At 73.9% G+C, this 20,384-nt stretch carries 16 protein-coding genes; 13 read left to right on the forward strand and 3 right to left on the reverse strand.

Features of this window, described 5'->3' with window-relative positions:
- The first annotated feature begins 26 nt into the window (after positions 1 to 26).
- The 7 genes from ACWGJ5_RS32640 to cobI are packed head-to-tail and all read left to right on the forward strand — an operon-like array spanning position 27 to position 10,874.
- Complete coding sequence (locus ACWGJ5_RS32640) at positions 27 to 992, forward strand: cobalamin biosynthesis protein (RefSeq protein ID WP_453313225.1); 966 nt, start codon at positions 27 to 29, stop codon at positions 990 to 992.
- A complete protein-coding gene (locus ACWGJ5_RS32645; protein ID WP_453313226.1) occupies positions 989 to 2,533 on the forward strand; it encodes a cobyric acid synthase in 1,545 nt (514 codons plus the stop codon). Before ACWGJ5_RS32640 ends, ACWGJ5_RS32645 begins: the two co-directional genes overlap by 4 nt.
- Entirely contained in the window at positions 2,530 to 6,183 is a 3,654-nt protein-coding gene (gene cobN, locus ACWGJ5_RS32650; RefSeq protein WP_453313227.1) for a cobaltochelatase subunit CobN, read from the forward strand. The genes ACWGJ5_RS32645 and cobN overlap by 4 nt, the downstream gene beginning before the upstream one ends.
- Positions 6,180 to 8,174, forward strand: coding sequence for a putative cobaltochelatase (locus tag ACWGJ5_RS32655; protein ID WP_453313228.1), 1,995 nt, complete (start codon positions 6,180 to 6,182; stop codon positions 8,172 to 8,174). The genes cobN and ACWGJ5_RS32655 overlap by 4 nt, the downstream gene beginning before the upstream one ends.
- Positions 8,174 to 8,773 carry a cob(I)yrinic acid a,c-diamide adenosyltransferase gene (cobO, locus tag ACWGJ5_RS32660; protein WP_453313229.1) on the forward strand — a complete coding sequence of 200 codons (600 nt, stop codon included), beginning with the start codon at positions 8,174 to 8,176 and terminating at the stop codon, positions 8,771 to 8,773. Before ACWGJ5_RS32655 ends, cobO begins: the two co-directional genes overlap by 1 nt.
- Positions 8,770 to 10,146: a cobyrinate a,c-diamide synthase gene (locus tag ACWGJ5_RS32665; RefSeq protein ID WP_453313230.1), complete on the forward strand. Its 1,377-nt coding sequence runs from the start codon at positions 8,770 to 8,772 to the stop codon at positions 10,144 to 10,146. Before cobO ends, ACWGJ5_RS32665 begins: the two co-directional genes overlap by 4 nt.
- The gene (gene cobI / locus ACWGJ5_RS32670) at positions 10,143 to 10,874 is read left to right on the forward strand and encodes a precorrin-2 C(20)-methyltransferase (protein WP_385308452.1); all 732 of its coding nucleotides are present in this window, start codon (positions 10,143 to 10,145) and stop codon (positions 10,872 to 10,874) included. The genes ACWGJ5_RS32665 and cobI overlap by 4 nt, the downstream gene beginning before the upstream one ends.
- A 65-nt stretch (positions 10,875 to 10,939) precedes the next feature.
- On the opposite strand, the gene ACWGJ5_RS32675 is transcribed toward cobI, so the two are convergent.
- A complete protein-coding gene (locus ACWGJ5_RS32675) occupies positions 10,940 to 11,674 on the reverse strand; it encodes a ZIP family metal transporter (protein ID WP_453313231.1) in 735 nt (244 codons plus the stop codon).
- A gap of 118 nt (positions 11,675 to 11,792) precedes the next feature.
- On the opposite strand from ACWGJ5_RS32675, the gene cobM reads away from it, so the two are divergent.
- Genes cobM through cobC form a run of 6 tightly spaced genes read left to right on the forward strand, consistent with a single transcriptional unit; the run spans position 11,793 to position 18,125 of the window.
- Entirely contained in the window at positions 11,793 to 12,611 is an 819-nt protein-coding gene (cobM, locus tag ACWGJ5_RS32680; RefSeq protein WP_453313232.1) for a precorrin-4 C(11)-methyltransferase, read from the forward strand.
- Complete coding sequence (cbiE, locus tag ACWGJ5_RS32685) at positions 12,608 to 13,864, forward strand: precorrin-6y C5,15-methyltransferase (decarboxylating) subunit CbiE (RefSeq protein WP_453313233.1); 1,257 nt, start codon at positions 12,608 to 12,610, stop codon at positions 13,862 to 13,864. The genes cobM and cbiE overlap by 4 nt, the downstream gene beginning before the upstream one ends.
- Positions 13,861 to 15,564: a precorrin-3B C(17)-methyltransferase gene (gene cobJ, locus ACWGJ5_RS32690; protein ID WP_453313234.1), complete on the forward strand. Its 1,704-nt coding sequence runs from the start codon at positions 13,861 to 13,863 to the stop codon at positions 15,562 to 15,564. Before cbiE ends, cobJ begins: the two co-directional genes overlap by 4 nt.
- 5 nt (positions 15,565 to 15,569) lie before the next feature.
- Positions 15,570 to 16,157 (forward strand): precorrin-8X methylmutase, encoded by a 588-nt coding sequence (locus tag ACWGJ5_RS32695; protein ID WP_453313305.1) that lies wholly within the window; start codon positions 15,570 to 15,572, stop codon positions 16,155 to 16,157.
- On the forward strand, positions 16,154 to 17,080 hold the full coding sequence (locus tag ACWGJ5_RS32700) for a sirohydrochlorin chelatase (RefSeq protein ID WP_453313235.1): 927 nt from the start codon (positions 16,154 to 16,156) through the stop codon (positions 17,078 to 17,080). Before ACWGJ5_RS32695 ends, ACWGJ5_RS32700 begins: the two co-directional genes overlap by 4 nt.
- Entirely contained in the window at positions 17,070 to 18,125 is a 1,056-nt protein-coding gene (gene cobC, locus ACWGJ5_RS32705; protein WP_453313236.1) for an Rv2231c family pyridoxal phosphate-dependent protein CobC, read from the forward strand. Before ACWGJ5_RS32700 ends, cobC begins: the two co-directional genes overlap by 11 nt.
- A gap of 73 nt (positions 18,126 to 18,198) precedes the next feature.
- On the opposite strand, the gene ACWGJ5_RS32710 is transcribed toward cobC, so the two are convergent.
- Together ACWGJ5_RS32710 and ACWGJ5_RS32715 are read right to left on the reverse strand one after the other, a co-directional pair.
- On the reverse strand, positions 18,199 to 19,125 hold the full coding sequence (locus tag ACWGJ5_RS32710; protein ID WP_453313237.1) for an SCO1860 family LAETG-anchored protein: 927 nt from the start codon (positions 19,123 to 19,125) through the stop codon (positions 18,199 to 18,201).
- Between the two features lie 157 nt (positions 19,126 to 19,282).
- Positions 19,283 to 20,374 carry an amidohydrolase family protein gene (locus tag ACWGJ5_RS32715; protein ID WP_453313238.1) on the reverse strand — a complete coding sequence of 364 codons (1,092 nt, stop codon included), beginning with the start codon at positions 20,372 to 20,374 and terminating at the stop codon, positions 19,283 to 19,285.
- Between the last annotated feature and the right edge of the window lie 10 nt (positions 20,375 to 20,384).

The following is a 20,384-nucleotide window of genomic DNA, read 5'->3' on the forward strand; positions in this document are numbered from 1 at the left end:
TCCTGTACCCACGACCGGCTGAGCCGATGGGTGCCGACCGCACTTTCGCGTACGGCGCCGCCGCCGGTCTTCTCGGTGACCTGCTCCTCGGCGATCCCCGCCGCGGGCATCCGGTCGCCGCGTTCGGACGTGCGGCCGCTGCCGTGGACCGCGCGTTGTGGCACGACCACCGCGGCTGGGGCACCGTGCACACCGCCGTGTGCGCCGGTGGCGCCGTCGCGCTCGGCACGCTGGCCGCACGCGCCGTACGCCCCTCCCCCGCCGCCTCCGTCGCACTGACCGCCGCCGCCACCTGGGCGGTCGTAGGCGGTACGTCGCTCGCCCGGGAGGCCCGCACGATCGGGCGCGCCCTGGAGTCCGGTGACGTCGAGGCGGCGCGGGCGCGGCTGCCGCACCTGTGCGGCCGGGACCCGCAGGCGCTGGACGCCGACGGGATCGCCCGGGCCGTGGTCGAGTCGGTCGCCGAGAACACCTCCGACGCCGTCGTGGGCGCCCTGGTGTGGGGGGCCGTGGCCGGGGTGCCCGGGCTGCTGGGGTTCCGGGCCGTCAACACCCTGGACGCGATGGTCGGTCACAGGTCCCCCCGCTACCGGCGCTACGGCTGGGCCTCCGCCCGGCTCGACGACGTCGCCGGCTGGCCGGGGGCCCGGCTGACCGCCGTACTCGCCGCCGTGGCCGGACCCGACCCGCGCGGTGCCCTGCGGGCCTGGAAGGCCGACGCCCACCGGCACCCGAGCCCCAACGCGGGGCCCGTAGAGGCGTCGTTCGCGGGTGTGCTCGGCGTGCGCCTGGGCGGAACGCTCTCCTACGGCGGCCGCGTCGAGCACCGGCCCGTACTCAACGGGGAGACCGGCCGGGCCGTCCGGGTCACCGACATCGACCGGGCCGTACGGCTCTCCCGCGGCGTCGGCCTGCTCGCGCTCGGCACCACGGTCGCCGCGCGCCTCCTCGTCAAAGGTGTCGTCAAGGGTCTGAAGGGACGTGGGAAGTGAACGGGGGACTCCTCGTCGCCGGTACCACCTCCGACGCCGGCAAGAGCGTCGTGACCGCCGGGATCTGCCGGTGGCTGGTGCGTCAGGGCGTGAAGGTCGCGCCGTTCAAGGCGCAGAACATGTCGCTCAACTCCTTCGTGACCCGCGAGGGCGCGGAGATCGGGCGGGCGCAGGCCATGCAGGCCCAGGCGTGCCGGATCGAGCCGACCGCGCTGATGAACCCGGTGCTGCTCAAGCCGGGCGGCGAACAGAGCAGCCAGGTGGTACTGCTGGGCAGACCGGTGGGCGAGCTGAGCGCACGCGGGTACCACGGCGGACGGCAGCAGAGGCTCCTCGGCACGGTGCTGGACTGCCTCGCCGAGTTGCGGGGCACGTATGACGCGGTGATCTGTGAGGGGGCGGGCAGCCCGGCCGAGATCAATCTGCGGCGCACCGACATCGTGAACATGGGGATCGCGCGCAATGCGCGGCTGCCCGTGCTCGTCGTCGGCGACATCGACCGCGGGGGCGTCTTCGCGTCCTTCTTCGGGACCGTCGCGCTGCTCTCGCGGGAGGACCAGGAACTGGTCGCCGGGTTCCTGGTGAACAAGTTCCGGGGGGATGTCTCCCTGCTGAAGCCCGGTTTGGAGATGCTGTACGGCCTCACCGGGCGGCGGACGTACGGTGTGCTGCCGTTCCGGCACGGGCTCGGCATCGACGAGGAGGACGGGATGGGGGTCCCCCCGCGGGAGCGAAGCCGAGCGTGGGGGAGGGCGTCGCTGCGCGGCACCGTCCGCGAGCCCACCGAGACTCCGCCGGTCGGCGCGGACGTGCTGCGCGTCGCCGTGTGCGCGATTCCGCTGATGTCCAACTTCACCGACGTGGACGCGCTGGCCGCCGAACCGGGAGTCGTGGTGCGGTTCGTGGACCGCGCGGAGGAGCTGGCGGACGCGGACCTGGTCGTCATCCCGGGCACGCGCGGGACCGTACGGGCCCTGGAGTGGCTGCGGGAGCGGGGACTGGCGGACGCCGTCGTCCGCAGAGCCGCCGAAGGCCGCCCGGTACTCGGCATCTGCGGCGGCTTCCAGATCCTCGGCGAGCACATCGAGGACGAGGTCGAGTCACGTGCCGGGGCCGTCCCCGGGCTCGGCGTGCTGCCCGTGCGGGTGCGGTTCGCCCGCGAGAAGACCCTCACCCGACCGGCCGGCGAAGCCCTGGGCGAGCGGGTCGAGGGGTACGAGATCCACCACGGGGTGGCCGAAATCCTCGGCGGCGAGGCCTTCCTGGACGGCTGCCGGGTCGGCCGGACCTGGGGCACGCACTGGCACGGCTCGCTGGAGTCGGACGGCTTCCGGCGGGCCTTCCTGCGCGAGGTGGCGGCCGCCGCGGGCCGCCGCTTCGTGCCCGCGCCGGACACCTCCTTCGCCGCGCTGCGCGAGGAGCAGCTCGACCGGCTCGGCGACCTGATCGAACAGCACGCGGACACGGACGCGCTGTGGCGGCTCATCGAGTCGGGCGCGCCGCAAGGACTGCCTTTCATCGCACCGGGAGCGCCTGCATGAGCACAGTGTTGTTGTTGTCGACCGCCGACACGGATCTGCTGGCGGCCCGGGCCTCCGGCGCGGACTACCGCATCGGCAACCCGACGCGGGTGGACGCCGAGCAGGAGCTGCCGGGGCTGATCGAGGTCGCGGACCTCGCCGTCGTACGGCTGCTGGGCGGCAAGCGCGCCTGGGAGGACGGGCTCGCCGCGCTGAAGGCGGCCGGTATCCCGACCGTGCTGCTGGGCGGCGAGGCCGTACCGGACGCCGAGCTGATGGCCGAGTCGTCGGTGCCGGCCGGTGTGGTGGCGGAGGCACTGAGGTACCTGGTCGAGGGCGGGCCCGCGAACCTGCTGGAGCTGTCCCGGTTCCTTTCGGACACCGTGCTGCTGACCGGCGAGGGCTTCGAGGAGCCGTGCAGGATGCCGGAGTACGGCGTCCACGGTGATCGTGCTGTCGTCGACGGACGCCCCACCGTGGGCGTGCTCTTCTACCGGGCGCACGAGCTCAGCGGCAACACCGCCTTCGTGGACACCCTGTGCGACGCCATCGAGGCGAAGGGCGCCAACGCGCTTGCCCTGTACTGCGGTTCGCTGCGCGGCGCGGACGCCGGGCTGTACGAGCTGCTGGGGAAGGCCGACGCGCTGGTGGCCACCGTACTGGCGGCCGGCGGCACACACGCCTCGCAGGCCTCGGCGGGCGGTGACGAGGAGTCCTGGGACATCGGCGCGCTCGCCGACCTCGACATCCCCGTCCTGCAAGGGCTCTGCCTCACCTCCTCGCGGGCCGCGTGGGAGGAGTCGGACGCCGCCCTCTCCCCCATGGACGCGGCGATGCAGGTCGCGATCCCGGAGTTCGACGGCCGGCTGATCACCGTGCCGTTCTCCTTCAAGGAGCAGGGTCCGGACGAGGTCCCGGTGTACGTCGCCGACCCGGAGCGGGCCGCGCGGGTGGCCGGAATCGCCCTGCGGCACGCGCAGTTGAAGTACAAGCCGAACGCGGAGAAGCGCATCGCGCTGGTCTTCACCGCCTACCCGACGAAGCACTCCCGGGTCGGCAACGCGGTCGGTCTGGACACCCCCGCTTCGGCGGTGCGGGTGCTGGACGCGCTCAGGGACGCGGGGTACTCCCTCACCGCATACCCTGCCGGCGGCGACGAGTTGATCCACCGGCTGATCCAGGCCGGCGGCCACGACGTGGAGTGGCTGACGGAGGAGCAGCTGGCGGCGGCGCCCGCGCGGGTGCCGCTGGCCGACTACCGGGCCTGGTTCGAGAAGCTGGACCCGGACCTCAGGCAAGCCATGCTGGAGGCGTGGGGCGAGCCGCCGGGCAGCCTGTACGTCGACGGCGACGACATCGTGCTGGCGTCCCTCCGGTTCGGCAACGTCGTGGTGATGATCCAGCCGCCGCGCGGCTTCGGCGAGAACCCGATCGCGATCTACCACGACCCCGACATGCCGCCCTCGCACCACTACATGGCGGCCTACAGGTGGCTGGACAACAGCTTCGGCGCGGACGCGATCGTGCACATGGGCAAGCACGGCACGATGGAGTGGCTGCCGGGCAAGGGGCTGGGGCTGAGCGCCGGGTGCGCGCCGGACGCGGTCCTCGGCGACCTGCCGCTGATCTACCCGTTCATCGTCAACGACCCCGGCGAGGGCACCCAGGCCAAGCGGCGCGGGCACGCCACGGTGGTCGACCACCTGGTGCCGCCGATGGCCCGCGCCGACACCTACGGCGACCTGGCCAAGCTGGAGCAGCTGCTGGACGAGTACGCGCTCGTCTCGGACCTGGACCCGGCGAAGGCCCCGGCCGTCCGCGCCCAGATCTGGACGCTGGTCAAGGCGGCCGAGCTGCACCACGACCTGCATGTGGACGAGCAGCCGGACGACGAAGCGTTCGACGGGTTCGTCATGCACATCGACGGCTATCTGTGCGAGATCAAGGACGTGCAGATCCGCGACGGCCTGCACATCCTGGGCGGCGGCCCGGTCGGCGAGCCGCGCGTGAACTTGGTGCTCGCCGTGCTGCGCGCCTCGCAGGTGTGGGGCGGTCAGGCCAACGCGCTGCCGGGGCTCAGGGCCTCGCTCGCGGCCCATTTCGGGCTCGTCGAGAAGGAGTTGCTGGCCGAGCCCGGTGCTCCGGTGAAGGTCCCGGTCGAGCTGACGGATCTGGTCGAGGGCCCGTCCCGTACGGCCGCCGACGCCATCGACCTGCTGGAGCAGCTGTGCCGGCGCATCGCGGAGGGCATGGAGGAGCGCGGGTGGGCCACCGCCGAGAGCCGCGCCCTTGTCTCCGACGTCCTCGGCAGCGAACTGCCGGACGCTGTAGCGGTGTTGGAGTTCGCCTGCAACGAGGTGGTGCCCCGGCTGGCGAGGACCACCGACGAGATCGACCACATCCTCAAGGCACTTGACGGCGGTTACGTCCCGGCCGGTCCCTCCGGCTCCCCGACCCGTGGTCTCGTCAATGTCCTGCCGACCGGCCGCAACTTCTACTCGGTCGACCCCAAGGCCATTCCTTCCAGGCTGAGTTGGGAGGTCGGGCAGTTGCTCGCCGACTCTCTCGTGCAGCGGTATCTGCAGGACACCGGGGAGTACCCGAAGTCCGTCGGCCTGACGGTCTGGGGTACGTCCGCGATGCGCACCCAGGGCGACGACATCGCCGAGATCCTGGCGCTGCTGGGCTGCCGCCCCGTGTGGGACGACGCCTCGCGCCGGGTCACGGGCTTCGAGGTGGTTCCGCTGCAGGAGCTGGGGCGGCCGCGCATCGACGTGACGATCCGTATCTCCGGGTTCTTCCGGGACGCGTTCCCGCACGTCGTCGGCCTGCTCGACGACGCGGTACGCGCCGTGGCCGAGCTGGACGAGCCCGCCGGGAGCAACTTCGTGAAGGCGCACGCCGACGAGGACACCGCCGGTCACGGTGACCGGCGGCGCGCGACGGCCCGTATCTTCGGCTCCAAGCCGGGAGCGTACGGCGCCGGTCTGCTGCCGCTGATCGACGCCCGGAACTGGCGCAGCGACGCCGACCTGGCCGAGGTGTACGCCGTCTGGGGCGGTTACGCCTACGGGCGCGGGCTGGACGGGCGGGCGGCGCGCGGGGACATGGAGACCGCGTTCAAGCGGATCGCGGTCGCCGCGAAGAACGTCGACACCCGCGAGCACGACCTGGTCGACGCCGACGACTACTTCCAGTACCACGGCGGCATGGTCGCCATGGTCCGGCACCTGACCGGCGCCAACCCCGAGGCGTACGTCGGCGACTCTGCCGTACCCGACCAGGTGAAGACCCGCACGCTCGGCGAGGAGACCCACCGTGTCTTCCGGGCCCGCGTGGTCAACCCGCGCTGGATGGCGGCCATGCGCCGGCACGGCTACAAGGGCGCCTTCGAGATGGCGGCGACCGTGGACTACCTGTTCGGCTACGACGCCACCGCGGGCGTGGTCGACGACTGGATGTACGAGAAGCTCAGCGCGGAGTACGTCTTCGACCCGGAGAACCGGGACTTCATGAAGAAGTCCAACCCGTGGGCGCTGCGCGGCATCACCGAGCGGCTGCTGGAGGCGGCGGACCGTGGCCTGTGGGCGGAGCCGGACGCGGAGACGCTGGAGCGGCTGCGCGCCACCTACCTGGAGCTGGAAGGCGACTTGGAGGGCGACGACCAGTGACGACCCCCTTCCCTTTTACGGCCGTTGTCGGTCAGGACGACCTGCGGCTCGCGCTGCTGCTGAACGCCGTGTCCCCGGCGGTCGGCGGTGTGCTGGTGCGCGGCGAGAAGGGCACGGCCAAGTCGACGGCGGTGCGTGCCCTGTCGGCGCTGCTGCCGGAGGTCCCCGTGGTGCCGGGCTGCCGGTTCTCCTGTGACCCGGCAGCAGCCCCGGACGCGTCCTGCCCGGACGGGCCGCACGAGCCGGGGCGCGGTACGGCGCGCCCGGCCCGGATGGTCGAACTCCCCGTCGGCGCCTCCGAGGACCGGCTGGTCGGTGCCCTGGACATCGAGCGTGCGCTCGCCGAGGGCGTGAAGGCGTTCGAGCCGGGCCTGCTGGCCGACGCGCACCGCGGGATCCTGTACGTCGACGAGGTCAACCTGCTCCACGACCACCTGGTCGACCTGCTGCTGGACGCGGCGGCGATGGGTGCCTCGTACGTGGAGCGCGAGGGCGTCTCCGTGCGGCACGCGGCCCGTTTCCTGCTCGTCGGCACGATGAACCCCGAAGAGGGCGAGCTGCGGCCGCAGTTGCTGGACCGGTTCGGGCTGACCGTGGAGGTCGCGGCCTCGCGGGAGCCCGAACAGCGGGTCGAGGTGGTGCGGCGCCGGCTGGCGTACGACGACGATCCGGCCGGCTTTGCCGCCCGGTGGGCCGAGGAGGAGGCCGCCGTACGTCACCGGATCATCACGGCAAGGGAGTTGCTGCCGCAGGTGCGGCTGGGCGACGGGGCGCTGCGGCAGATCGCGGCGACCTGCGCGGCCTTCGAGGTGGACGGCATGCGCGCCGACATCGTGATGGCGCGTACGGCGACCGCGCTGGCCGCGTGGGCCGGGCGGACCGACGTGCTCGCCGAGGACGTGCGGCAGGCGGCGCTGCTGGCGCTGCCGCACCGCAGGCGCCGTAACCCGTTCGACGCGCCGGGCCTGGACGAGGACAAGCTGGACGAGACGATGGAGCAGTTCTCCGGCGAGGACGAGGGCGAGGACGACCCCGATCCCGACGGTCCCGGTGGCGGCGGTGGCCGGCCTGCGCCCGACAGCGGCCCCCAGGGCGACGGGGACACCGCCGCGCGGCCCGAGGCCGGTGAGGGCGGGGAACCGCAGGCCTCCGGCGCCCGGGAGCAGTCGGCCGTACGGGCCGCCGAGCCGTTCCGGACCAAGGTGCTGAGCGTGCCCGGGATCGGGGAGGGTGCCGCGGGCCGTCGGTCGCGGGCGCGCACCGAGCACGGGCGGACGACCGGGGCACGGCGGCCCCGGGGTGCGCTGTCCAAGCTGCACCTGGCCGCCACCGTGCAGGCGGCGGCCCCGCACCAGCGGGCGCGCGGCCGGTCGGGGCCGGGGCTGGTGATCCGCCGGGACGATCTGCGGCAGGCGACCCGGGAGGGGCGCGAGGGCAACCTCGTGCTGTTCGTCGTGGACGCCTCCGGGTCGATGGCGGCACGGCAGCGCATGGGTGCCGTGAAGGGTGCCGTGCTGTCGCTGCTGCTGGACGCCTACCAGCGGCGGGACAAGGTGGGCCTGGTGACCTTCCGGGGGTCGGCCGCGGAGGTCGCGCTGCCGCCGACCTCCTCCGTGGATGCGGCGGCGGCCCGGCTGGAGTCGCTGCCGACCGGTGGCCGTACGCCGCTCGCGGCCGGACTGCTCAAGGCGCACGAGGTGCTGCGCGTGGAGCGGCTGCGGGATCCGGCACGGCGGGCCCTTGTGGTCGTCGTGACCGACGGGCGGGCCACCGGTGGCCCGGAGCCGGTCGCGCTGGCCGGTCGGGCGGCACGGCTGTTCGCGGCCGGGGGGGTCGCGTCGGTGGTCGTGGACTGCGAGTCGGGTCCGGTGCGGCTCGGGCTCGCCGGACAGCTCGCGGGTGAGCTGGGCGGTACGGCGGTGACGCTCGACGAGTTGCGGGCGGATTCGATCGCCGGGCTGGTGAAGGACGTACAGAGGAGGGCCGCGTAATGCCGCAGGGACAGCCGAGTGTGGTACCGGACGACGGCCTGACGACTCGTCAGCGTCGCAACCGGCCGCTGGTCGTCGTGCACACGGGCGTCGGCAAGGGCAAGTCCACCGCCGCGTTCGGGCTCGCGCTGCGCGCCTGGAACCAGGGCTGGCCGATCGGGGTGTTCCAGTTCGTCAAGTCCGCGAAGTGGAAGGTCGGCGAGGAGAACGCCCTGCGGGTGCTCGGCGCCTCCGGCGAGGGCGGCAGCGTCGACTGGCACAAGATGGGCGAGGGCTGGTCGTGGGTCCAGCGGGACGCCCAGATGGACAACGAGGAGAAGGCCCGGGAGGGCTGGGAGCAGGTCAAGCGCGACCTGGCCGCCGAGACCTATCGGCTGTACGTGCTGGACGAGTTCGCCTACCCCCTGCACTGGGGGTGGGTGGACACCGATGAGGTGGTGGACGTGCTGCGGAACCGGCCCGGTACGCAGCATGTGGTGATCACCGGGCGGAACGCGCCGGAGAAGCTGGTCGACTTCGCCGACCTCGTCACCGACATGTCCAAGGTCAAGCACCCCATGGACGTGGGCCAGAAGGGCCAGAAGGGCATCGAGTGGTGACGTCGTCGGTGCCTCGGCTGATCATCGCCGCGCCCTCCTCGGGCAGCGGCAAGACCACCGTCGCCACGGGGCTGATGGCCGCGTTCGCCGCGCGGGGGCTCGCCGTGTCCCCGCACAAGGTCGGGCCGGACTACATCGACCCCGGGTACCACGCGCTCGCGACCGGGCGGGTGGGGCGCAACCTGGACGCGTACCTGTGCGGGCCGGAGCTGGTCGCTCCGCTGTTCCTGCACGGGGCGCGGGGGTGTGACATCGCCGTGGTCGAGGGTGTGATGGGGCTGTACGACGGGGCGGCGGGCGAGGGTGAACTCGCGTCCACCGCGCATGTCGCCAAGCTGCTCAGGGCACCGGTGGTGCTGGTCGTCGACGCTTCGTCGCAGTCGCGGTCGGTGGCGGCGCTGGTGCACGGGTTCGCCTCCTGGGATCCCCAGGTGCAGGTCGGGGGCGTGATCCTGAACAAGGTCGCGTCCGACCGGCATGAGGAGCTGCTGCGGGAGGCGCTGGACTCGGCGGGGGTACCGGTGCTGGGTGCCCTGCGGCGGGCCGAGCAGGTGTCGACGCCTTCTCGGCACCTGGGGTTGGTGCCGGTTGCGGAGCGGGGCGCTGCGGCGGTGGAGGCTGTGGCCTCGATGGCGGTGCAGGTGGGTCAGGGGTGTGACCTGGACGCCCTCGAAACGCTTGCCCGTACTGCAGGCGCCCTCCCAGGGGGCCCCGCCCCCTGGACCCCCGCCTCGGCCACCCACCACCCGAAACCGTCGGCTGAAAGGCGAGCGCCCGTGGTCGCCGTAGCCGGTGGGTCCGCGTTCACCTTCTCCTATGCCGAGCACACCGAGCTGCTCACCGCCGCCGGTGCCGAGGTCGTCACCTTCGATCCGCTCCGTGATGAGCAACTCCCGGACGATGCCGCCGGGTTGGTCATCGGCGGTGGTTTCCCCGAGGTCTACGCCGCCGAGCTGTCGGCCAACGAGCCGCTGCGGAAAGCGATTGCCGAGCTGGCGCTGAGCGGTGCCCCGGTGGCAGCCGAATGCGCCGGGCTGCTCTACCTCTGCCGGGAGCTGGACGGGCAGCCGATGTGCGGCGTGCTGGACGCCACCGCGCGGATGACGGAACGGCTGACGCTCGGCTACCGGGACGCCGTGGCGGTCGGGGACAGTGTGCTGGCCGCCACGGGGACGCGGATGCGGGGGCACGAGTTCCATCGGACCGTCGTCGAGCCCGGCGCCGGGGCTGCTCCGGCGTGGGGTGTGCGGGCGCCCGTGCGGCGGGTCGAAGGTTTCGTACAGCACGGCGTGCACGCGAGTTATCTGCACACGCACTGGGCGTCCGAGCCCGGTGTCGCCCGTCGGTTCGTGGAGAGGTGCCTGACGTCATGAGCAGCAGGCTGGTCGGAGTCGGGGTCGGTCCCGGTGATCCGGAGCTGGTGACCGTCAAGGGGGTCAACGCCCTGCGGGCCGCCGATGTCGTCGTCGTACCCGTGATGGACACGGGGGAGCGGGGCCGGGCCGAGGCGACCGTGTTGCACTACGTGCCCGAGGACAAGGTCGTCCGGGTGGTGTTCGCGCTGAACGAGCGGACGGACCGGGCGCGCCGGGAGGCCGCCTGGGACGCGGCGGGTGCCGCGGTCGCCGGGCTGCTGGAGCGGCACGGGTCGGTCGCCTTCGCCACCATCGGCGATCCCAACGTGTACTCGACGTTCACGTATCTCGCGCAGACGATCGCCGGGCTGGTGCCCGGTGTCGTCGTGGAGACCGTGCCCGGGATCACCGCCATGCAGGATCTGGCGGCCCGGTCCGGTGCCGTGCTGACCGAGGGCACCGAGCCGCTGACGCTGGTGCCGGTGACCGCGGGGTCCGCCGTGCTCAAGGAGGCACTGGCCGGGCCCGGGACCGTCGTCGCGTACAAGTTCGGGCGGCAGGCCGCCGAGGTCGCCGAGGCGCTGAAGGAGAACGGGCGGCTGGCGGACGCCGTGTGGGGATCGGCGCTGGGGCTGCCGGAGGAGTCGGTACGGCCGGCCGCCGAGCTGGACGGGACGCCGTTGCCGTACCTGTCGACGCTGATCGCGCCCCCACGGCGGGACGGCGGACGGGGCGGAAAGCTGTGAAGCGACCGGGCCGGCCGGCCGGGACGGCGGCCACCGAAGACACCGGCCACCCGTCACCGGTCCGTTCAGCCGCCGGAGAGGCCGACCACCAGCCAGATGAACGCCGCGCCCGCCACCGTGCACAGCAGGGTGGAGCGCGCGGGGTGCTCGTGGTGGGCCTCGGGCAGGATCTCGGCGGCGGCGAGATAGAGCAGGACGCCGCCGAAGAGGCCCAGGTAGCCGCCGAGCGCCGCCTCGGGGATGTGGAGGAAAGCGGTCGACAGCGCGCCCAGCACGGGTGCGCAGGCGTCGGCCACCAGCATGGCGATCGCCCGGCGGCGGGCGTTGCCGTACAGGCTCGTGATGGTGAAGGTGTTGAAGCCGTCGGCGAAGTCGTGCGCGATCACGGCGAGCGCCACGGCCGCGCCCATGCCGCCGCCCACCTGGAAGGCCGCGCCGATGGCCACGCCGTCCATCGCGCTGTGGCCCACCATCGCGGCGGCCGCCACGAGGCCCACCTCGGGCGCCCGGTGGTTGTGCCCCTCGGCGCCGCCGTGCGCGGCCTGGCGGGCGGCCAGGGTGCGCTCCACCAGGTGGGCCAGGAGAAAGCCGGCCACGAACAGCAGCAGGGCGGCGGGTACGCCGAAGATCTCGCGGCCGGCCGTGTGCAGCGCCTCCGGCAGCAGGTCCAGGCCGACCACACCCAGCATCAGGCCGCCGGCGAGTCCCAGGACGAGATGGCGCCGGTCGGTCACGCGCTGTGCCGTCCAGCCGCCGGCCAGCGTCATCAGGAACGCGCCGAGCGCGACGAAGACCGCCATAGGCCCTTGCTATCCGATGGAGGCGCCTTCGCGCACATCCGGCACCGATCACACCCTGCCAGACCCTGACATTTCACCCACTTTTGATGTGTGTTTCCCGTACGAGAGGACCCTTCCCATGGCCGATGCCCCCACCGGCAAGGTGACGTTCGTCGGTGCCGGCCCCGGCGCCGCCGATCTGCTGACGTTCCGCGCCGCGCGCGCCATCGCGGAGGCGGACGTGGTGATCTGGGCGGCGAGCCTGGTGCAGGCGGAGGTCCTCGAGCACGCGCGCGAGGACGCGGAGATCCTGGACTCGGCGACCATGCCCCTGGAGGAGGTCGTCGCCGTCTACCGGCGCGCCCACGCCGAGGGGCTGAGGGTCGCACGCATCCACTCCGGCGACCCGGCGCTGTGGGGCGGCACGCAGGAGCAGCTGGACCGCTGCGCGCAGATCGGGATCGGCACAGAGGTCGTACCCGGGGTCTCGTCCTTCTCCGCCGTCGCCGCCCTCGCGCAGCGCGAGCTGACCATTCCCGAGGTCGCGCAGTCCGTCGTCCTCACGCGGCTTGGCGGCGGCAAGACGCCGATGCCGCCCGGGGAAGAGGTACGGGAGTTCGCCCGGCACGGTACGACGATGGCGATCTTCCTCTCCGCCGCCCGCAGCGGGCAGCTGGTGCGCGAGCTGCTGGAGGGCGGCTACCCGACGGACACCCCGGTCGTCGTCGCCCATCAGGTGACCTGGCCGGAGGAACTGGTCGTGCGGTGCACGGTCGGCACACTGGAGGAGACGGTCAAGGAGCACAGGCTCTGGAAGCACACGCTCTTCCTGGTCGGCCCGGCGCTGGACGCGCACGGCACCCGCTCGCACCTGTACCACCCGGGGCACTTCCACGGCTACCGCAAGGCCGACCCGGAGGCCCGGCGGGCCCTGCGCGAGCAGAGGGCGAAGAGTTGATCACGGTCGTCGGCACGGGGACGGGCGCGCCGGTCGCCGAGGACGTCCTCGCGGGGGCCGCGCTGGTGGTCGGCGGGCGCCGGCACCTGGACGCGGTACGGCTGCCCGAGGGGGCCGAGCGGGTCGCACTCGGGCCGCTGGCGCCCGCCATGGACACGATCGCCGGGTATGTCGACAAAGAGCTTCCGGTGGTGGTGCTGGCCTCCGGCGACCCGGGGTTCTTCGGGATCGTGCGGGTGCTGGCCGAGCGGTTCGGGTCGCGGCTGCTGGATGTGCGGCCCGGGGTCTCGTCCGTCGCCGCCGCGTTCGCGCGGGCGGGGCTGCCGTGGGACGACGCCGTGGTCGTCAGCGCGCACGGCCGGGAGCTGCGTACGGCGGTCAACGTGTGCCGGGCGCGGCCGAAGGTGGCGGTGCTGACGGGGCCGGGCGCGGGGCCGTCGGAACTGGGGGCGGCGCTGCTGCACGAGCCGCGGAAGCCGGGGCGTGTCCTCGTCGTCGCCTCCGCCCTCGGCTCCGCGGACGAGCGTGTCGAGCGGGTCACGCCCGCCGAGGCCGCCGCCCGGGACTGGGGTACGGCGGTGAGCGTGGTGCTGTGTCTGGACGAGGCGCGGGCGCTCGGGCCGGTGCGCACGGTCGCCGGGGTGCCCGCGCGGCCTGCGCAGTGGGCCCTGGCCGAGGGCGGGTTCGCCCACCGCGACTCGATGATCACCAAGTTCGAGGTGCGCGCGCTGGCCCTGGCCCGGCTGGGGCCGGGGCTGGGCGACCTGGTGTGGGACGTGGGCGCCGGCTCGGGCTCGGTGGCGGTGGAGTGCGCGCGGCTCGGCGCGGCCGTCGTCGCCGTGGAGAAGGCGGCCGACGGGGTGGAGCGGATCCGCGCCAACGCGCACGCCCACGGCGTCGACGTGGACGTGGTGCACGGCTCGGCGCCGGACGTGCTGGCCGGACTCGCCGACGATCCCGACGCCGTGTTCGTCGGCGGCGGGGGGCGCGAACTGCCCGCCGTCGTCACCGCGTGCGCCCGGCGGGCCCGGCGTACGGTCGTCGTCGCCATGGCCGCCCTCGACCGGGTGCCGGCGGCGCGCGAGGCGCTCACGGCCGCCGGGTTCACCTGCGACGGGGTGCTGTTGCAGTCCTCGCGCCTGGCGCCGCTGCCGGGGGATGTTACCCGGCTCGCGGCGACCAATCCTGTCTTTCTGCTCTGGGGTGTCAGAAATGTCGGAACCCCGGTGCCTAGTGAAGGAGTTCTCGAGTGATCGGCCTGATTTCCGCCACCGCGGCGGGGGCGGCGGCACGGGACCGGCTGGCCGCGGCCTGGCCGGACCGGACGCGGGTGTACGAGGGGCCCGTCGGGGAGGCGGTGCGGACCGCGTTCGCCGAGTGCGAGCAGCTGGTGTGCTTCCTGGCGACGGGCGCGGTGGTACGGCTGCTCGCGCCGCTGCTCGACGACAAGGCGGCCGACCCCGGTGTGGTGTGCGTGGACGAGGGCGGCCGGTTCGCGGTGTCGCTGCTCGGCGGCCACGGCGGCGGCGCCAACGAACTTGCCCGGGAGGTCGGCGAGTTGCTGGGCGCCCAGCCGGTGGTGACGACCGCGACGGACGCGGTCGGGCTGGCCGGCCTGGACACGCTGGGGCTGCCGTACGAGGGCTCGGTCGCGACCGTGTCGCGCGCCCTGCTGGACGGTGAACCGGTCGCGCTGGAGGCCGAGTCGGCCTGGCCGCTGCCGCCGCTGCCGACCTCGCCGCAGGGCGCGTACACGATCCGGCTCACCGACCGGGACGTCGCACCCGGCGAGCGCGAGGTGCTGCTGAGGCCGCCGTCGCTGGTGGTCGGGGTCGGCGCGTCCCGGGGCGCTCCGGTGGAGGAGGTCCTCGGGCTGGTCGAGGGGGCGCTGCGCGAGGCGGGGCTGTCACCGAGGTCCGTGGCCGAACTCGCCACGGTGGACGCCAAGTCGGAGGAGCCGGGCATCGTGGCCGCCGCCGGGCGGCTGGGGGTGCCGCTGGTGACGTACTCCGCCGAGGAGCTGGCCGCCGTCGAGGTGCCCCATCCGTCCCACGCACCGCTCGCGGCCGTCGGCACCCCGTCGGTCGCCGAGGCGGCGGCTCTGGTGCGCGGTGGTGAACTCCTCGTGCCCAAGCGGAAGTCGGTGCGGGAGGACGGGCAGCCCGCGATGGCGACCTGTGCCGTCGTACGGCGTCCGGGGCGCGGGCGGCTCGCGGTGGTCGGGCTCGGACCCGGCGCCCGGGACCTGCTGACCCCGCGCGCGGCGGCGGAGCTGCGCCGGGCCTCGGTGCTGGTCGGGCTGGACCAGTACGTGGACCAGATCCGCGATCTGCTGCGGCCCGGCACCCGGGTGCTGGAGTCGGGGCTGGGCGCCGAGGAGGAGCGGGCGCGTACGGCGGTCGCCGAGGCCCGCGAGGGGCATGCGGTCGCGCTGATCGGCAGCGGGGACGCGGGCGTGTACGCCATGGCGTCCCCGGCGCTCGCCGAGGCCTCCGACGACATCGACGTGGTCGGGGTGCCCGGGGTGACGGCCGCGCTGGCCGCCGGGGCGGTCCTGGGCGCGCCGCTGGGCCACGACCACGTGTCCATCAGCCTGTCCGACCTGCACACGCCGTGGGAGGTCATCGAGCGGCGGGTGCGGGCGGCGGCCGAGGCGGACATCGTGGTGACCTTCTACAACCCGCGCTCCCGGGGCCGCGACTGGCAGCTGCCGAAGGCGCTCGCGATCCTCGCCGGGCACCGCGAGCCTGCGACGCCGGTGGGGGTCGTCCGCAACGCGTCCCGGCCGGACGAGTCCAGCCGGGTCACGACCCTCGCCGGGCTGGACCCGGCGACGGTCGACATGATGACGGTCGTCACCGTGGGCAATACGGCCACCCGGATCATCGCGGGACGCATGGTGACCCCGCGCGGCTACCGCTGGCAGGAACGCACCCAGGAGGGCGCCCGGTGAACCCCGTGGCCCGTGTGGTCCATCCGATCGAGCAGGAGTCCTTCCGGCGGCTGCGCGCCCGCCTGGACACCTCGCACTTCCCGCCGCTGACCCGGGCGGTGGTGGAGCGGGTCATCCACTCCGCCGCCGACCTGGAGTACGCGACCGATCTCGTCATGGACGAAGGCGACCTGGTGACGGCGCACGCCGCGCTGCACGCCGGGGCGCCGGTCGTCGTGGACGTGGAGATGGTCGCGGCCGGCATCACCCGCCGGGAGACCGTCTGCCGGCTGAAGGACGCCGGGGCCGGCCCGGGGCTGACCCGTTCGGCCCATGCCGTCCGGCTCGCCTATGAGCAGGTCGGGCCCGGCGCGCTGTGGGTGATCGGCTGTGCGCCGACCGCCCTGGAGGAGCTGCTCGCCCTGGACGCCTCCCCCGCGCTCGTCATCGGCCTGCCCGTCGGTTTCGTCGGCGCCGCCGAGTCCAAGGCCGCGTTGCGGATGAGCGGGCTGCCCGCCGTGAGCAACGTGTCCGAGAAGGGCGGCTCGGCGGTCGCCGCCGCCGCGCTCAACGCCCTGCTGTACCACCCCGTTTCGTCTGAGGAGACCTCGTGACCACCCCGCCCGCCCTGCTCATCGCCGGCCACGGCACCCGTGACGACGCCGGCGCCGAGGCGTTCCGCGACTTCGTACGGCAGTTGCAGCTCCGCTCCGACATGCCGGTCGCGGGCGGCTTCATCGAGCTGTCCGCGCCGCCGCTGGGCGAGGCCGTCGCCGGACTGGTGGCGCGGGGGGTACGGCGGTTCGCCACCGTGCCGCTGATGCTGGTGTCCGCCGGGCACGCCAAGGGTGACATCCCGGCCGCGCTGGCCCGCGAGAAGGAGCGGCACCCGGGCATCTCGTACACCTACGGCCGTCCGCTGGGCCCGCACCCGGCGCTGCTGAGCGTGCTGGAGCGGCGGCTGGACGACGCGCTGGGTTCCTCCGGGCGCAGCCCCGAGGACCGGGCCGATGTGACGGTGCTGCTGGTGGGCCGCGGTTCGACGGACCCCGACGCCAACGCCGAGGTGTTCAAGGCGGCACGGCTGCTGTGGGAGGGCCGTGGGTACGCCGGGGTGGAGACGGCGTTCGTGTCACTGGCGGCGCCGGACGTGCCGAGTGGACTGGACCGGTGCGCGGCGCTCGGGGCACGGCGGATCGTCGTACTCCCCTACTTCCTGTTCACCGGGATCCTGCCGGACCGGGTGCGGCAGCAGACCGAGGGGTGGGCGGCCGCGCACCCGGAGATCGAGGTGCGGTCGGCCGATGTCATCGGGCCCGAGCCGGAGCTGCTGGACCTGGTGCTGGAGCGGTACGAGGAGGCCGTCAAGGGCGATCTGCGCATGAACTGCGACTCGTGCGTGTACCGGATCGCGCTGCCGGGCTTCGAGGACAAGGTGGGGTTGCCGCAGCAGCCGCACTACCACCCGGACGACGACGGCCACCACGGCCACGGGCATCACCATCACGGGGGGCACTCGCACAGCCATGCGCACTGAGGGCAGGGGACCGGATCTGCGTCATCACGGGGACGCCGAGGTGCGGGACGACGGGGCCGCGCTGGTCGACCTCGCCGTCAACGTCCGTGCGGACACGCCCCCTTCGTGGCTGCGGGAGGAGATCGCCGGCTCGCTGTCGTCCCTCGCGGCCTACCCGGACGGGCGGGCCGCACGGGCGGCGGTGGCGGCGCGGCACGGGCTGCCGGTGGAGCGGGTGCTGCTGACGGCGGGCGCGGCGGAGGCGTTCGTCCTGCTCGCCCGCGCGCTGAAGGTACGGCAACCGGTCGTCGTGCACCCGCAGTTCACCGAGCCCGAGGCGGCGCTCAGGGACGCGGGGCACACCGTGGAGCGGGTGCTGCTGCGGGAGGAGGACGGGTTCCGGCTGGATCCGGCGGCGGTGCCGGAGGACGCCGATCTGGTGGTGATCGGAAATCCCACCAATCCGACGTCCGTGCTGCATCCGGCGGAAGCGATCGCCCGGCTCGCCCGGCCGGGGCGGGTGCTGGTGGTCGACGAGGCGTTCATGGACGCGGTGCCGGGTGAGCGGGCGGCGCTGGTCGGGCGGACCGATGTGCCGGGGCTGGTCGTGCTGCGCAGCCTCACCAAGACGTGGGGACTGGCCGGGCTGCGCATCGGGTATGTGCTGGCTCCCGCGGAGATCGTCGCCGAGCTGGAGCGGGCTCAGCCGTTGTGGCCGGTGTCGACGCCGGCGCTGGCCGCGGCCGAGGCGTGTGTCGCACCGCGGGCGCTGGCCGAGGCGGGGCATGCGGCACACCGCGTCGCGGCGGACCGGGCGCATCTGGTGGCCGGGTTGGCGGCTTTCGCCGACCGGGGTGTGCGGGTGGTGCAGCCTGCGGAAGGGCCGTTCGTGCTGGTCCGTATGCCGGGCGCCGCCGTGGTACGACACCGGTTGCGCGAGCTTGGTTATGCGGTGCGGCGGGGGGACACGTTTCCGGGGCTCGGGGAGGAATGGGTGCGGGTGGCCGTGCGGGACCGGGTGACCGTGAACGGCTTCCTGAAGGCACTGTCGGCCGTGCTTCCGTAGCCGGACCCGGCCAGCGGGTTCCGCTCCCTGCCCGGCGTGACGGCCGAGCGGGGAGCGGCACGGGGAAGTGGCGTCAGCTCTTGCGGCGTCGGGCCACCGTCACCGCTCCGGCGCCGAGCAGCACCAGCGCCAGCGCGCCGCCCGCGATGTACGGGGTCGCGGAGCTGCCGCCGGTCTCCGCGAGGTCCTGTCTGGCTCCCTGGGGCTTCACGTCGGCGGCCGGGTCGTGGCTCGGCACCGGGTGTCCGGTGGGCGGGGCCGTCGGGGACTCGCAGGTCGCCCTGGCCAGGGTGACCGTGCCCTCGACGTCGGCGACGTTGAGCTGGGGGTACCCCCGGACGGAGTCTGCGGGAGGGTTGACGGAGACCTTGAGTTCGAGGGCGGTGGCGGCGGCCGTGCGGGTCGTGGTGCTGCGCTGGGCGAGGTCGAGGCGGACCTCGCCGACGCCGGGCACCTTGACCTCGGTCGGGCCACCGGCGGTGAGGGTGACGCGCTTGCCGAGGACGGTGACGGCGCCGAGGACGTTCGCGGAGGCGGCCGGTGCCCTGCCGGCCTCGCAGGTCGCGTCGGCGGTGACCGTGCCGACCTCGATCAGGGACAGCAGGGGCAAGCCGGGGACGTGCAGCCTGGCGTGGACGAGCCGGACCGAGCCCTCGGCGCGCCGGGCGGTCACGGTGGCCTTCGCCGAGGCGGCCTCCGCGCCGAGGACCGTGAACGGCTTGCCGCCGGCCACGCCGTCGAGCCGGGCGGTCAGAGCTGTCCTGTCGGCGCTCCGCGGTGCCTGGACCTCGTTGAGGGAGACCGCGAGCGGGACGTCGACGGTCTTGTTGAGCAGGGACACGTCGAGCCCGGTGCGCAGGACGACGGCGGAGGCGCGACCGTGGTCGGTGGTCGCGTGCGCGGCGCCCGCGCCCAGGGCCGCGGGAGCCGTGGCCAGGGCGGTGACCGTCGCCACGGTGGCGAGACGGCGTGCGGGCATACGGAAGTTGTTGCTGTTCAAGGCGGTGGGACCCCCAGTGGGAACATGCTTGGGACCCGTCAACCTTGTACGCACTGTGGGTGAACGGTCAGCGATCCTGGGTTACTTCACTCAAACGTGGATTCCCCGCATGCCGATTCGAATCACCGGGCACAGACGTTCCCGTAGCCCCCGGCCGCTACTCGACCACGATCCCGTTCAGCACCACCCGGCGCGGCGCCGCCAGCACCCGGACGTCGGCGCGCGGGTCGCTCTCGTACACCACCAGGTCGGCCGGGGCGCCCTCCTCCAGGCCGGGGCGGCCGAGCCAGGCGCGGGCGCCCCAGCTGGTCGCGGACAGGGCCTGGACCGGCGGGATGCCCGCGGTGACCAGCTCGGCGACCTCCTCCGCGACCAGGCCGTGGGCCAGCGAGCCGCCGGCGTCCGTGCCGACGAACACCGGGATCCCGGCGTCGTAGGCGCCGCGCACGGTGTCGTAGCGGCGCTCGTGCAGCCTGCGCATGTGCGCGGACCAGCGCGGGAACCTGGTGTCGCCGCCGGCTGCGAGCCGTGGGAAGGTGGCGATGTTGACGAGGGTGGGGACGATCGCGACCCCGCGCTCGGCGAAGAGGGGGATCAGGTCGTCGGTCAGGCCGGTCGCGTGCTCGATGCAGTCGATGCCCGACTCGACCAGGTCGCGCAGGGAGCTCCCGGCGAAGCAGTGCGCGGTGACGCGGGCGCCGAGCCGGTGGGCCTCGGCGATGGCCGCCTCCACCGCCCCGCGGGGCCAGCAGGGGGCGAGGTCGCCGAGGTCGCGGTCGATCCAGTCGCCGACCAGCTTGACCCAGCCGTCGCCGCGCCGGGCCTCCTGGGCGACGTAGGCGACCAGGTCGTCCGGTTCGATCTCCCAGGCGAAGTTGCGGATGTAGCGGCGGGTGCGCGCGATGTGCCGGCCGGCCCGGACGATCTTCGGCAGGTCCTCGCGGTCGTCGACCCAGCGCGTGTCGGAGGGCGAGCCGGCGTCCCGGATCAGCAGGGTGCCCGCCTCCCGGTCGGTGAGCGCCTGCTTCTCGGCGGTGGCGGCGTCGACCGGGCCCTCCGCGCCGAGGCCCACATGGCAGTGCGCGTCGACCAGGCCGGGCAGCGCCCAGCCCTCGACGGTACGGACGTCCCGGGCTCCGGCGGGGCGGTCGTAGGTCACCCGGCCCCCGACCACCCACAGCTCGTCGCGGACGTCCTCGGGTCCGACGAGGACCCTCCCCTTCACGTGCAGCACGGCGCCATCGCTCATGTACTGCACC

The sequence above is a fragment of the Streptomyces sp. NPDC054783 genome (assembly GCF_053611725.1).

Excerpts from the sequence above, each read along its gene's own strand:
- ACWGJ5_RS32715 (WP_453313238.1), bottom strand. The coding sequence starts at position 20,374 with ATGAGCGATGGCGCCGTGCTGCACGTGAAGGGGAGGGTCCTCGTCGGA.
- cobM (WP_453313232.1), top strand. The coding sequence starts at position 11,793 with ATGGCCGATGCCCCCACCGGCAAGGTGACGTTCGTCGGTGCCGGCCCC.
- cobN (WP_453313227.1), top strand. The coding sequence starts at position 2,530 with ATGAGCACAGTGTTGTTGTTGTCGACCGCCGACACGGATCTGCTGGCG.
- ACWGJ5_RS32675 (WP_453313231.1), bottom strand. The coding sequence starts at position 11,674 with ATGGCGGTCTTCGTCGCGCTCGGCGCGTTCCTGATGACGCTGGCCGGC.
- cobO (WP_453313229.1), top strand. The coding sequence starts at position 8,174 with ATGCCGCAGGGACAGCCGAGTGTGGTACCGGACGACGGCCTGACGACT.
- ACWGJ5_RS32640 (WP_453313225.1), top strand. The coding sequence starts at position 27 with ATGGGTGCCGACCGCACTTTCGCGTACGGCGCCGCCGCCGGTCTTCTC.
- cobC (WP_453313236.1), top strand. The coding sequence starts at position 17,070 with ATGCGCACTGAGGGCAGGGGACCGGATCTGCGTCATCACGGGGACGCC.
- cobI (WP_385308452.1), top strand. The coding sequence starts at position 10,143 with ATGAGCAGCAGGCTGGTCGGAGTCGGGGTCGGTCCCGGTGATCCGGAG.